At 69.0% G+C, this 12,928-nt stretch carries 15 protein-coding genes; 11 read left to right on the top strand and 4 right to left on the bottom strand.

Annotated features, from left to right (window positions below; genetic code table 11):
* Positions 1-64 precede the first annotated feature (64 nt).
* Genes hrcA through AB0M15_RS39820 form a run of 4 tightly spaced genes read left to right on the top strand, consistent with a single transcriptional unit; the run spans position 65 to position 3,654 of the window.
* Positions 65-1,084 (top strand): heat-inducible transcriptional repressor HrcA, encoded by a 1,020-nt coding sequence (gene hrcA, locus AB0M15_RS39835; RefSeq protein WP_363831933.1) that lies wholly within the window; start codon positions 65-67, stop codon positions 1,082-1,084.
* Between the two features lie 37 nt (positions 1,085-1,121).
* The gene (dnaJ, locus tag AB0M15_RS39830) at positions 1,122-2,264 is read left to right on the top strand and encodes a molecular chaperone DnaJ (protein WP_363831748.1); all 1,143 of its coding nucleotides are present in this window, start codon (positions 1,122-1,124) and stop codon (positions 2,262-2,264) included.
* Between the two features lie 22 nt (positions 2,265-2,286).
* Positions 2,287-3,015, top strand: a complete 729-nt coding sequence (locus AB0M15_RS39825) for a 16S rRNA (uracil(1498)-N(3))-methyltransferase (protein ID WP_363831745.1) — start codon at positions 2,287-2,289, stop codon at positions 3,013-3,015.
* 3 nt (positions 3,016-3,018) lie between these two features.
* Complete coding sequence (locus AB0M15_RS39820; protein ID WP_363831742.1) at positions 3,019-3,654, top strand: class I SAM-dependent methyltransferase; 636 nt, start codon at positions 3,019-3,021, stop codon at positions 3,652-3,654.
* On the opposite strand, the gene AB0M15_RS39815 is transcribed toward AB0M15_RS39820, so the two are convergent.
* Positions 3,642-4,757 (bottom strand): Gmad2 immunoglobulin-like domain-containing protein, encoded by a 1,116-nt coding sequence (locus tag AB0M15_RS39815; protein WP_363831739.1) that lies wholly within the window; start codon positions 4,755-4,757, stop codon positions 3,642-3,644. The genes AB0M15_RS39820 and AB0M15_RS39815 overlap by 13 nt on opposite strands.
* A complete protein-coding gene (locus AB0M15_RS39810; RefSeq protein WP_363831736.1) occupies positions 4,754-5,263 on the bottom strand; it encodes a SigE family RNA polymerase sigma factor in 510 nt (169 codons plus the stop codon). The genes AB0M15_RS39815 and AB0M15_RS39810 overlap by 4 nt, the downstream gene beginning before the upstream one ends.
* A 321-nt stretch (positions 5,264-5,584) precedes the next feature.
* Here AB0M15_RS39810 and AB0M15_RS39805 point away from each other — a divergent pair, with 321 nt between their 5' ends.
* Genes AB0M15_RS39805 through AB0M15_RS39780 form a run of 6 tightly spaced genes read left to right on the top strand, consistent with a single transcriptional unit; the run spans position 5,585 to position 10,284 of the window.
* A complete protein-coding gene (locus AB0M15_RS39805) occupies positions 5,585-6,511 on the top strand; it encodes a PhoH family protein (protein WP_343984006.1) in 927 nt (308 codons plus the stop codon).
* On the top strand, positions 6,508-6,987 hold the full coding sequence (gene ybeY / locus AB0M15_RS39800) for an rRNA maturation RNase YbeY (RefSeq protein WP_343984004.1): 480 nt from the start codon (positions 6,508-6,510) through the stop codon (positions 6,985-6,987). The genes AB0M15_RS39805 and ybeY overlap by 4 nt, the downstream gene beginning before the upstream one ends.
* A gap of 7 nt (positions 6,988-6,994) precedes the next feature.
* Entirely contained in the window at positions 6,995-8,299 is a 1,305-nt protein-coding gene (locus AB0M15_RS39795; RefSeq protein ID WP_363831731.1) for a hemolysin family protein, read from the top strand.
* A 26-nt stretch (positions 8,300-8,325) separates the two neighbouring features.
* On the top strand, positions 8,326-8,667 hold the full coding sequence (locus tag AB0M15_RS39790; RefSeq protein ID WP_363831729.1) for a cytidine deaminase: 342 nt from the start codon (positions 8,326-8,328) through the stop codon (positions 8,665-8,667).
* Positions 8,651-9,592: a GTPase Era gene (era, locus tag AB0M15_RS39785; protein WP_363831726.1), complete on the top strand. Its 942-nt coding sequence runs from the start codon at positions 8,651-8,653 to the stop codon at positions 9,590-9,592. The genes AB0M15_RS39790 and era overlap by 17 nt, the downstream gene beginning before the upstream one ends.
* Before the next feature lie 2 nt (positions 9,593-9,594).
* Entirely contained in the window at positions 9,595-10,284 is a 690-nt protein-coding gene (locus AB0M15_RS39780; RefSeq protein ID WP_363831723.1) for a GNAT family N-acetyltransferase, read from the top strand.
* Here the strand turns inward: AB0M15_RS39780 and AB0M15_RS39775 are convergent.
* Complete coding sequence (locus tag AB0M15_RS39775) at positions 10,256-10,945, bottom strand: nitroreductase family protein (RefSeq protein WP_363831719.1); 690 nt, start codon at positions 10,943-10,945, stop codon at positions 10,256-10,258. The two genes, AB0M15_RS39780 and AB0M15_RS39775, sit on opposite strands and share 29 nt — an antisense overlap.
* Before the next feature lie 72 nt (positions 10,946-11,017).
* Between AB0M15_RS39775 and AB0M15_RS39770 the strand changes: the two genes are divergently transcribed.
* A complete protein-coding gene (locus AB0M15_RS39770) occupies positions 11,018-11,953 on the top strand; it encodes a LysR family transcriptional regulator (RefSeq protein ID WP_363831716.1) in 936 nt (311 codons plus the stop codon).
* On the opposite strand, the gene AB0M15_RS39765 is transcribed toward AB0M15_RS39770, so the two are convergent.
* Positions 11,913-12,902, bottom strand: a complete 990-nt coding sequence (locus AB0M15_RS39765; protein WP_363831713.1) for a GNAT family N-acetyltransferase — start codon at positions 12,900-12,902, stop codon at positions 11,913-11,915. The genes AB0M15_RS39770 and AB0M15_RS39765 overlap by 41 nt on opposite strands.
* Between the last annotated feature and the right edge of the window lie 26 nt (positions 12,903-12,928).

Raw genomic sequence — 12,928 nt, 5'->3', positions numbered from 1 at the left:
GTAGACTGGCACTCGAAACTCGGGAGTGCCAACCCGAGGGGCCGACGTGAGAGGGGTGGTGCGCGTGCTGGACGAACGCAAACTGGACGTGCTCCGGGCCATCGTCGAGGACTACGTGGCCACCCATGAGCCGGTCGGCTCGAAGACCCTGGTCGACCGGCACAACCTCGGTGTCTCGCCGGCCACGGTCCGCAACGACATGGCCGCGCTGGAGGAGGAGGGGTACATCACCCAGCCGCACACCAGCGCCGGCCGGATCCCGACCGACGCCGGCTACCGGCTGTTCGTGGACAAGCTGAGCACGGTCAAGTCCCTGTCCGCGGCCGAGAAGAAGGCGATCTCGTCCTTCCTGGTCGGCGCGGTCGATCTGGACGACGTCGTACGCCGTACGGTGCGACTGCTCGCGCAGATCACCCGGCAGGTCGCGATCGTCCAGTATCCGACGCTGAGCCGGTCGAGCGTGCGGCACATCGAGGTGGTCACGATGACCCCGCGCAGGCTGCTGCTCGTGCTGATCACCAGCACCGGCCGGGTCGAGCAGCGGATCGTCGAGACGCACGAGGACGTCGACGAGCAGCTGATCGCGGACCTGCGTTCGCGGCTGAACACCGCGCTCACCGGACAGCGGCTGACCGACGCGGCGACCTCGCTCGCGAGCGTCACCGAGACCTTCGCACCGGCCGACCGATCGCTGGTCGCGGCCGTCGTGACGAGCCTGCTGGAGGCCTTCACGGTCGAGGGCGAGCAGCGGATCGCGGTCGGTGGCGCGGCCAACCTGACCCGGTACGGCGACGACTTCGAGCGCAACGTGAAGCCGGTGCTGGAGGCGCTCGAGGAGCACGTGATCCTGCTGAAGCTGCTCGGCGAGGCGACCAACCCGCAGACGCTGACGGTCCGGATCGGCCACGAGAACCCGTACGAAGGACTTGCCACCACCTCGGTCGTCGCCACCGGCTACGGCTCCAAGTCGGAGGCGCTGGCCACCCTCGGCATCGTCGGCCCGACCCACATGGACTATCCGAGCACGATGGGCGCTGTCCGCGCCGTCGCGCGCTACGTCAGCCAGATCCTGGCCGACTCGTGAACCACCCCCGCACACTGCCTACCAAGTGGTCTGGAGTATGAGCACCGATTACTACGCCGTCCTCGGCGTCAGCCGCGACGCCAGCCAGGACGAGATCAAGAAGGCCTACCGCAAGCTGGCCCGCCAGTACCACCCGGACGTGAACGACTCCGAGGACGCGCACCACAAGTTCCAGGAGATCGGCCGCGCGTTCCAGGTGCTGAGCGACCCGCAGAAGAAGCAGGTCCACGATCTCGGCGGTGACCCGTTCGCGAGCGGGCCCGGCGCGGCCGGAGGCGCCGGCTTCGGCCAGGCGTTCACCTTCACCGACATCATGGACGCCTTCTTCGGCCAGACCGGCGGGGCGACCCGCGGGCCACGGCCACGCACCCGGCGGGGCCAGGACGCCCTGATCCCGCTGCGGATCGACCTCGCCGAGGCGGCCTTCGGGACGACCCGCGAGCTGAAGGTCGACACCGCGGTGCTCTGCCCGACCTGTTCCGGCTCCGGCGCCCAGGTCGGCTCCGAGCCGGTCACCTGCGAGATCTGCCACGGCCGGGGCGAGGTCACCCACACCCAGCGCTCGTTCCTCGGCGAGGTCCGGACGATGCGTCCGTGCCCGAACTGCCGCGGCTTCGGGACCACCATCCCGAACCCGTGCGTCGAGTGCGCCGGCGACGGGCGGGTGCGCTCCCGGCGTACCGTCACCGTCAAGATCCCCGGTGGCGTCGACAGCGGCACCCGGGTCCAGCTGACCGGCCAGGGCGAGGTCGGCCCGGGCGGTGGCCCGGCCGGTGACCTGTACGTCGAGATCGAGGTCGAGCCGCACGAGATCTTCACCCGCAGCGGTGACGACCTGCACTGCACGGTGACGCTGCCGATGACGGCGGCGGCGCTCGGTACGACGATCGACCTGCCGACGCTGGAGGGCGAGACGACGCCGCTGGAGATCCGCGCGGGGACGCAGTCGGGGACGGCGATGACGCTGACCGCGCGCGGCGTACCGCGGTTGCGGCACGCGGGTCGTGGCGACCTGATCGTGCAGGTGATCGTCGAGACGCCGACCAAGCTGGACGACGCGCAGAAGGCGTTGCTGCAGCAGATCGCCGCCGCGCGTGGCGAGGAGCGGCCGGTCGGTCATGTCCAGGCGGCGCACAAGGGTGTCTTCGGGCGCCTGCGCGACGCCTTCGGTCAGCATTGAAAACGACTTAGGCTGCCGGGCGATGGGACTCGCGGTCTTCTACCTGCCTGACCTTGGCACTGACACTGACGGCCCCGAGCTGGTACTGGACGGGGCCGAGGGTCGTCATGCGGCCGTCGTACGCCGGATCGGCCCCGGCGAGCGAATCCGGCTGACCGACGGCCGGGGCTCGTTCGCCGAGGGCGCGGTCACGGCTTCGAACAAGACCGGCCTGACCGTCGCGGTCGACCATCGTGGTGAGGTCGACGCGGCGAGCCCGCGGCTGGTCGTCGTACAGGCTCTGCCGAAGGGGGAGCGGGCCGAGCTGGCTGTCGAGATGCTCACCGAGGTGGGCGTCGACCTGATCGTCCCGTGGAACGCGGACCGCAGCCAGTTCCGCGCCAACCCCGAGCGGGTCGCCAAGACCGAGAGCAAATGGCAGTCCTGGGCCTTCGAGTCCAGCAAACAGTCCCGCCGCTCCTGGTTCTGCGAGGTGGCCCCGATCGCCTCCACCTCTGAGGTCACCAAACTCGTCGCCGACGCGGCCCTCTCCGTGATCCTCCACGAAGAAGCCACCACCCCGATGGCCTCGCTGGAACTGCCCACGGATGGTGACATCGTCATCGTCGTCGGCCCCGAAGGCGGCATCACCCCGGCCGAGCTCGAAGCCTTCGCGGCAACCCCGGTCCGCCTCGGCAGCACCGTCCTCCGTACGTCGACAGCGGGCGTGGCCGCCGCATCAGCCCTACTCGCCCGCTCCCGCTGGAGTTGACCCTTGAAGGACTGGCTCGAATGGCACCAGGACTACGACGACGAGTCCTCTGAGCTGAGCGGCCGCCTGCGATCGGTCCAGCAATCGATCCGCGCTCACCTGGACGCGCACCCCGACGGCCCGATCCGCGTCATCAGCGCCTGCGCCGGCCAGGGCCGGGACCTGATCGAAGTACTCGCGACTCACCCAGCACGCGACCGGGTGACCGCCCGCCTGGTCGAGCTGGACCCGCGCCTGGCCGAGACAGCCCGCGCCGCAGCCGCCGCGAACGGCCTCACCGGCATCGAGGTGGTCGAGGCCGACGCCGGAGCGAGTGCGCCCTACGCAGGCGCAGTACCGGCCGACCTGGTCCTCTTCTGCGGCGTCTTCGGCAACATCACCCCCGAGGACACCGAGGCGACCGTCCGCGCCCTACCGGCTTTCTGCACCCCCGGCGCCACTGTCATCTGGACCCGAGGCCGCCACGATCCCGACATCCGCGGCCAGATCCGGGCGTGGTTCACCGAGGCAGGCTTCGAAGAACTGGCCTTCGACGCCCCGACCGGTGTCGCCTGGTCGGTCGGCACCAATCGCTACCTCGGTCCGGAGGCGCCCGCCGCACCCGAGCGCCTCTTCACCTTCACGTCCTACTTGACGTAGATCGTCTTGGAGTCCGTGTCGGTGATGCGGCCGTCCTCGGGGGAGGTCAGATAGACCTCGAGCAGCCATTCGCCGGCCCCGAGCTTGGGGGTGAAGGCGTAGGAGGCGAACTTCTGGCCCTCCGCGGCCATCGTGTAGTTCTTCACGACCACCTTGGTTTTCAGGTTGGTGGCTCGCCAGTCGACCTGGGCTTCGAAGGCCGATGCAATCCCGGTGACCTTGAACGACTGCTTGACCGTCTGGTTGTTCTCCGGGGTCTCGATCCAGACCATGGCCTGGACGTCGGCTTTCTGGGCCTTGTTCAGGGGCTGGTTCGCGTCGACGACGCCGAAGAGGGTCTTGGGGGTGCGACCCTGCTCGGTGACCTGGACCGGCGCGGTCCGCTGGAGCGCGCCCTGGACGGTGTAGACGAGTTGCTGGGCCGCCATGTCGGCGACGTCCGGCTCCAGGGTGGCCGCAGGCAGTTGTTTGAAGTCGACCAGGATCAGGTCGTCGGTGTAGCGCACGGAGTTGACCGCGGCGCCGTCCCAGGGGGAGACGTAGTCCGGGTCGCCCGCGACCTTCGACATCGTCATCAGCCGGACGGCTTCCTCGGCCGGCCGGCCGTTGATCGACTGCCAGGTGCGGTACAGGCGGTAGTCGGGGCCGTTCTTGTTGCCCACGACCTTGCCGAGCCAGTAGATCGGTACGGCCTTCTGCTTGACCTCAGGCTCCTGGAGCGCGCGGGTCTTGTCCGACGGGTCCACGGTGGGCGGCAAGGTGACCGCCTTGGTGGGGTTGGGCTTGGGGGTCGGCGGGAGCGTGGGGGCGGTCGACGGGTCGGCTGACGCAGTGGTGGTCGTGTCCGGGCCGCCGGCGACGCTGGGCTGGTCGGCCGTCTTGGTGTTGTCGTTCAGTACTGCGAACGCGCCGATCGCCGCCGCCGTCCCGAGGACCGCCGCGCCCGTGGTGATCACCCAGGGACGCCGGCTGACCGGGGCGCGCTGGGCCCGGACCCGGGCCTGGATCTCGTGCAGGCCGTCGGCAGGCTCGATCCGGCCGGCCTCCTCGGCCAGACTTCGCCGCATCAGCTCGTCGAAAGGGTCTTCCCCGTGGTCGTTCATGCGCTCTGCTCCAGAACCTGGCGCAGCGATCTGGTCGCTCGCGCGGCGTGACTCTTCACGGATCCCCGGCTGATCCCCATCGTGTCGGCGATCTCCGCCTCGGACAGGTCACCGTAGTACCGCAGCACCATCACAGTGCGTTGCTTTTCGGGCAGGGTTCGCATCGCCTCGATCACCCGGTCGGTCTCCGCGGTCCGCAGTACCGCCTGCTCCGCGCTCGGCTCGTCCGGCAGGGACTTCGGCAGGTGCTTGTCGACCACGACGAGATGCCGTTGCCGGGACCGGCAGCGGTTGACCACCGCGGTCCGCAGGTAGGCCAGGGCCTTGTGCGGGTCGCGGAGCCGGTTCCAGCGGCCGTGCATCGCCACGAAGGCGTCCTGCACGATCTCCTCCGCCGAACCGGTGTCGCGCAGCAGCAAGGCGCCGAGCCGGACCAACGACGTGTAATGCGCCGTGTAGACAGCCGTCAGCGCCTCGTCTGCATCCCACGAGGACTCATGCGTCACGCACTCATCGAACACTACGGCCGGTTGTGCCACACAACGGAGACGCGAAGGTCCGGTTCCAGGTTGACAACCTTCGGCGAATATCGCCCCGGCCGGGCGGATTCGGGGCGGCCCGGGGTTTTATCGGGTGAGGCTGTCGGGCCGGGCCGCTAGCATGGGTGGGTCACACCATCGGGCATTTGGAGGAACAGGCTGTCCAGGCCACGCAGTATCGAGCCGCCGCACCCGGATGCGGCGCGCGCTGACGGCAGCGCAGCAGGTGCCGGTCCCGGTGCCGGTCACAAGGCGTCACACAAGATCGTCGTACCGAACAGTATCGACATGGTGGCGTTGCTCGGGGCCCGCGACGAGTTCCTCCGGATCATCGAGAAGGAGTTCGACGCGGACATCCTGGTCCGCGGCAACGAGATCACGATGACCGGCGAGCCGGCCGAGCTGGCCCTGACCGAGCGGCTGGTCGACGAACTGATCGCGGTCGTCCGGACCGGTCACGGGCTGACCGCGGACTCGGTCGAGCGCAGCATCGCGATGATCAAGGCCGAGACGGCCGAGAGCCCCGCCGACGTGCTGACCCAGAACATCCTGTCCAGCCGCGGCCGGACGATCCGGCCCAAGACGCTGAACCAGAAGCGCTACGTCGACGCGATCGACAAGAACACGATCGTCTTCGGCATCGGCCCGGCCGGTACCGGCAAGACCTACCTGGCGGTCGCCAAGGCGGTCCAGGCGCTGCAGGCCAAGGAGGTCAACCGGATCATCCTGACCCGGCCGGCCGTCGAGGCCGGCGAGCGGCTCGGATTCCTGCCAGGCACCCTGTCGGAGAAGATCGACCCCTACCTGCGGCCGCTGTACGACGCGCTGCACGACATGCTCGACCCGGACTCGATCCCGCGGCTGATGACGGCCGGGACGATCGAGATCGCGCCGCTGGCGTACATGCGCGGCCGGACCCTGAACGACGCCTACATCATCCTGGACGAGGCGCAGAACACCTCGCCGGAGCAGATGAAGATGTTCCTCACCCGGCTCGGCTTCGGCTCCAAGATGGTCGTCACCGGCGACGTCACCCAGGTCGACCTGCCGAGCGGGACGAGTTCGGGCCTGCGGGTCGTGCAGGACATCCTGGAGGGCGTCCAGGATCTGGCGTTCTGCCGGCTGACGTCGCACGACGTGGTCCGGCACAAGCTGGTCGGCCGGATCGTGTCGGCTTACGAGAACTACGAAGGCAGCGCTGACAACCACCGATGAACGTAGAGGTCAACAACGAGTCCGGCGTCGAGATCGACGCACACGGACTGATGCGGCTGAGCCGCTTCGTGATGTCGTCGCTGCGCCTGCACCCGGAGTGTGAGCTGTCGATCAAACTGGTCGACGAGGACACGATGGCGCGGTACCACGTGGAGTTCCTGGACCTGCCGGGCCCGACCGACGTGATGTCGTGGCCGATGGACGAGCTGCGTCCCGGCGGGGACAGCACCGATGACGCCGACCTGCCGCTCGGGCACCTCGGCGACATCGCGCTGTGCCCGACGGTCGCGGCCGCCCAGGGCGCGAAGGCCGGCCACGGCACCTGGGCCGAGCTGGAGCTGCTGACCGTGCACGGCATCCTGCACCTGCTCGGCTACGACCACGCCGAACCCGCCGAGAAGGCGGAGATGTGGGACATCCAGGGCCGGCTACTGGAAGCATGGCGGGCCCCAGGAAACCGGCTCGGACAGGAGTGAAGTTCCAGTGAGTTCCCACGACGGCGTTCTGCTGGTTGTGGCTGCGGTGCTCGTGCTGCTCGCTGGGCTGTTCGCGGGGGCGGAGGCGGCCTTCTCGGCGTACTCGAAGGTGCGGGCGAACGAGCAGGTCGAGCAGGGCAACCTGCGCGCGGTGAAGCTGCGCGACCTGCTCAGCGACGCCCCGCGGTACCTGAACTCCCTGCTGCTGATCCGGCTGATCTGCGAGATCACGGCGATCGTGCTGGTCACCCAGGCCCTGTCGAACATCTTCACCGTGACCTGGGAGCACATCCTGATCACGGCCGTCCTGATGGTGCTGGTCTCCTACGTGATCATCGGCGTCGCGCCGCGCACGCTGGGCCGGCAGCACTCGGACCGGTTCGCGATGGTCTCGGCCGGCCCGATCATGGCACTCACCCGGGTGCTCGGGCCGCTGCCGAAGCTGCTGATCCTGGTCGGCAACGCGCTCACCCCCGGCAAGGGCTTCGCCGAGGGCCCGTTCGCGACCGAGGCCGAGCTGCGCGCGCTGGTCGACCTGGCCGAGAAGTCGTCGGTGATCGAGAAGACCGAGCGGCAGATGATCCACTCGGTCTTCGAGCTCGGCGACACCATCGTCCGCGAGGTGATGGTGCCGCGGACCGACATGGTCTACATCGAGCGGCACAAGAAGCTGCGCCAGCTCACCTCACTCGCGCTGCGCAGCGGCTACTCCCGGATCCCGGTGATCGGCGAGTCGCTGGACGACATCCTCGGCGTCGTCTACCTCAAGGACGTGATGCGCCGGGTCTACGACAACGCCTCGGCCGAGTCGACCGAGCGGGTCGAGTCGGTGATGCGGCCGTGTATGTACATCCCGGACTCCAAGCCGGTCGACCAGCTGCTGCGCGAGATGCAGGCGGCCCGGATGCACGTGGCGATCGTCGTCGACGAGTACGGCGGTACCGCGGGCCTGGTCACCATCGAGGACATCCTCGAGGAGATCGTCGGCGAGATCACCGACGAGTACGACGAGGCGCCGGAAGCCGTCCAGGCGCTGTCGGACGGTGCGTACCGGGTCTCCAGCCGGTACCCGATCGACGAGCTCGGCGACCTGTTCGGCGTACCGCTGGACGACGACGACGTGGACACCGTGGGCGGCCTGATGGCCAAACTGCTCGGCAAGGTGCCGATCCCCGGCGCCCAGGTCGAGATCCTCGGACTGTCGCTCACCGCGGAACGGCCGTCCGGCCGCCGCAACCAGGTCGGTACCGTGCTGGTCCGGCGCGGTCAGCTCGCCGACCAGCCGCAGGACAGCAGCCACCAGACCGCCTGACCCCCTTCGATCACATGGAGCCATCTTTGCCTGCCGACCTCTCGGCCGAGGACGCCAAACTGGTCACCCTGGCGCGCGCCGCCCGGGCCCGTACCCGCGCCGCCGAAGGAGCCGCCGTCCGGGACACCGACGGGCGGACGTACGCCGCCTGCACGGTCCAGCTGGACACCGTGCTGCTGAGCGCATTGCAGCTCGCGGTGGCGATGGCCGTATCGTCAGGGGTCAAAGGCATCGAAGCAGCCGCCGTGGTCACCGATCACGAGCCCGCTGAGGTCGATGTCGAGGTGGTCCGTTACTTCGGCGGCGCCGCCCTTCCGGTAGTCGTTGCCAATGGCAACGGAGAGGTTCGTGATGTCGTCCACACCTGAGAACGTGCAGCCGGAGTTCAAGTCCGGTTTCGCCTGTTTCGTCGGCCGGCCGAACGCCGGCAAGTCGACCCTCACGAACGCCCTGGTCGGGCAGAAGATCGTGATCACCTCGTCGAAGCCGCAGACCACCCGGCACGCCGTCCGGGGGATCGTGCACCGCGCCGACGCGCAGCTGATCCTGGTCGACACCCCCGGCCTGCACAAGCCGCGGACGCTGCTCGGCGAGCGGCTGAACGACATCGTCAAGACCACCTGGGCCGAGGTCGACGTGATCGGCATCTGCCTGCCGGCCAGCGACAAGATCGGCCCGGGCGACCGGTTCCTGGTCGCCGAGGCCGCCAAGGTGGCCAAGACGCCGAAGGTCGCGCTGGCGACCAAGGCCGACCTGGTCTCGCCCGAGCGGATGATCGAGCACCTGTCCGAGATCCAGACGCTGGGCGAGTCGGTCGGGATCGAGTGGGCTTCCGTCGTACCGGTGTCGGCGACCTCGGGGTACCAGGTCGAGACCGTCGCTGACGAGCTGGTGAAGTTCCTGCCGGCCGGTCAGCCGCTCTACCCCGACGGCGACGTGACCGACGAGCCGGAGGAGATCCTGGTCGGCGAGCTGATCCGCGAGGCCGCGCTGGAAGGCGTCCGGGACGAGTTGCCGCACTCGATCGCGGTCACCATCGACGAGATGGGGCTGCGCGAGGGCCGGCCGGACGACAAGCCACTGCTCGACATCTACGCCAACATCTTCCTCGAGCGAGACAGCCAGAAGGGCATCGTGATCGGTCACAAGGGTGCCAGGCTGCGCGACGTCGGCGCCAACGCCCGCCGCCAGATCGAGGCCCTGCTCGGTACGCCGGTCTACCTCGACCTGCACGTGAAGATCGCCAAGAACTGGCAGACCGACGCCAAGCACCTGCGGAAGCTCGGGTTCTGAGGGTGGGGCCGGCTCCCGACGTTCTGAAGAACCCCGCGTACTACGCGCTGAACGGCCCGCACGCCCGGCTCGCGGAGGTCCGCGGCCGGGTCCGCCGCTACCAGCCCGAGGTCGCGCCCTTCCTCGGGCTGCCCGATGAGTCGACCGAGCAGGACTGGGCCGACGCCGCCGAGCTGGTCGGCGTCGGCCATACGGTCGCCTTCAAGGGCCCGGACCGGGAGTTGCCGGACAGCTTCAAGCTGGTCCAGAAGTTCGGCCTGGTGCAGTTCGTCGCACCGGACTCGTTCGGTGTCGAAGATCCGGAGGCTGTGCTGCTCGGCCCGGACGACGTGCCCGCGATGGTTGCCCTGGTCGCGCTGACCGACCCGGGCCCGTTCCGGCCCCGCACGATCGAGTGCGGCCGGTACCTCGGCCTGCGGCGGGACGGCGAGTTGATCGCGATGGCCGGTGAGCGGTACCACCTCCCGGGCTACATCGAGATCAGCGCGGTCTGCACCCACCCGGACCATCGCGGGCAAGGGCTCGGCAGCCGGCTGGTCCGGGCTGTTGCCGCCGGCATCGAGCAGGCGGGCGAGCAGCCGTTCCTGCATACCGGCGCGACCAATGCCACCGCGATCCGGCTCTACGAGAAGCTGGGCTTCAGCGTCAGCAACCGGATGTCGGTCACGATCGTGGAGCCCTCCGGACGATGAGCGCCTCGGCGAGCGGCTTGCGGGCGAGGTCGGGCACCTCGCAGTCGTCGGCGGGGTAGCCGACCGGGAAGATGATGTACGGCCGCTCGGTGCGCGGCCGGTCGAAGACCTGGCTGAGGAACGCCATCGGGTTCGGCGTGTGGGTCAGCGTGGCGAGACCCATCCGGTGCAGCGCGGCGATGAAGAAGCCGCAGGCGATGCCGACGCTCTCCGAGACGTAGTAGTTCTTGCGCAGGCTGCCGTCGGTCCGCGGGGTGTGCTTCTGCGCGAACGCCACCACCAGCCAGGGCGCGACCTCGAGAAACTCCTTGTTCTCATCGGTCTCCAGCCGGGCGAGCGCCTCGTGCCACTCCGGCAATTCCCGCTCGAGGTAGAACTTGCGTTCCTCCTCCTCGGCGGCCAGCCGCACACTGCGCTTGATCTCCGGATCGTCGGTCGCGACGAACGTCCACGGCTGATAGTGCGCCCCACTGGGCGCTGTGTTGGCCGCAGCCACCGCCAACTCGATCGCGTCCAGCGGCACCTTCTCGTCCGAGAACCAGCGCACCGAGCGGCGTCGCTCCAACTCGTCGCGGAAGTCCGCGCCACGATGCAGCCCTTCCTCGATCGGTACCCGCGCGGGCGTGTAGGGGATGAAGGGATGCTGATGGCTGCGGCTCACTCCATCGACGGTAGTCAGCCAGCTCGGCATCAGTCCAGCTTGGGAAACTGTCGTGACCCATATGCTTTCCTTATGTCACTTCCCAACGTCTCGCCTCGCCAGCTGGAGTACCTGGTGGCGATCGCCGAGACGGGCGGGATCACGACGGCCGCCGCGAGGTGCCAGGTCTCGCAGTCCGCCGTGTCGCTGGCGATCGGCGAGTTGGAGCGTGCGCTCGGTGTCACCCTCGTACTCCGAGGCTCACGGCGCGGCACCGGCTTGACCCCGGCCGGACAGCAGGTGGTGACCGACGGTCGCAAGGTGCTGGCCGCCTTGTCGGAGCTGGGAGCAGGGGCACGCAGTCTCGGTCAGGAGATCGACGGACGGCTCACAATCGGGTGCTATGCGCCGATCGCGCCGTTCCATCTGCCGTTGGCGATCGCCGGCTTCCGGGAGACGCAGCCGGGGGTGGAGATCGACTTCGTGGAGGGCACGTTGCCGGATCTGCAGGCCGCGTTGCTCGACGGGCGTTGCGAGCTCGCTTTCCTTTACCAGCAGGACTTGTTGCCAGGGGTCGAGACCGTCGTGCTCCACGACCGGGCGCCGTCGGTGCTGCTTCCCGGCGGGCATCGGCTCGCGCGGCGGCGGTCGATCCGGTTGGCCGAGCTGGCGGGGGAGCCGTTCGTGCTGCTCGACGTACCGCCGAGTGAGCGGTACTTCCAGGCGGTCTTCGACGCCGCCGGGGTGGAGATGGCGCCGGCGCATCGGGCCGGCAGCTTCGAGCTGGCCCGGGCGTTGGTTGCCCGGAGCATCGGATATTCGCTGGCCGTGCAGACGCCGGCGGTCGAGCTGAGTTATGAGGGGTTGCCGGTGGTGACGCGGCCGCTGGCGGACGTCGTACCGACGACTCCTGTGGTGCTGGGGTGGGCGGCCGGGGGACGCCTCACCCGGCGGGGTGAGGCGTTCCTCGGGTACTGCCGGAAGGCGTTCAGATCGTCTTCTGGTAGTCGATCCCGCGGCCCACGATGAAGTAGCCCAGCTGCTCGTTGATGCCGATCATGTGGTTGTTGGACTCGGCGTTCCAGGTGTCGATCTGGGTCAGCGCCGGCTCGGCCTCGCGGAGCCAGAGCAGCATGGCGGTCTTCACGAGGGCGCCCAGGCGGTGGCCGCGGTGGTCACGGGAGACCGCGGTGTCGTTCTGGTGGCCGATGTGCGGGCGCTCGCGCTCGACCGTGACGACCGTGTGACCGGCCGGTTCGCCGGTCGCCCGGTGCCGGGCGATCACCCGGTACATGGTCTCGTCGTGCGCCTCGCGGGCCTTCTCGTAGTTGCGGATCCGCTCGGGGCTGATCGCGTCGTCCTCCATGTCGAGGTCGTCCTTGGGGGCGTCGTTGATCGAGGCGGTGACCGCGACCATGCCCTCCAGCAGTTCCTCGGGGACCGCGCCGACGAACCGCAGTACCTCGTAGTCGGCGGCGGCGAGCACCGCCTCGTCGTACAGCTTCTGCACGGTGGTCCAGTCCAGGTTCGCGATGTCCTGGCGGCGGTTCACCTCGACTGCCTTCTGCTCGAAGCCGTGCCGCTTGATCAGTTCGTCCTTGTCCGGCAGGTCCCAGGACGCGATGCCGAGCGAGTGCCGGTCGAGGTCGAGGGCCAGCTGTTCGCCGTACCGGATCAGCTCGTCCTCGAGGCCCTGACCGCGATGGTCCGGATGGACCTCGACCTCGATCCAGGCCAGGTTCAGGTTGTCGTAGTTCGGTGCGAAGAAGTCGAGCAGTCCGATGACGGACCCGCGCTCGTCGCGGGCCAGGTAGACGCGGCCCGGGTCGCCGTCCCAGCCGTGGGTCAGGTGTGCCTGGTAGCCGAGCGCGGTCGACACGACAGCCGCCGGGCAGTCGACCTTGTGGGTCGCCGTCAGCAGCGCCACTGCCTCGGCACAACCGGCAGCGTCGTCTGGGTCAAGTCTGGTGATGTCCACAAGCCCAGAGTGGGGGCTGGAGGGCG

It is taken from the genome of Kribbella sp. NPDC051718 (assembly GCF_040681515.1).
GTDB lineage: Bacteria > Actinomycetota > Actinomycetes > Propionibacteriales > Kribbellaceae > Kribbella.
This window is presented reverse-complemented; position numbering and strand designations above follow the sequence as displayed.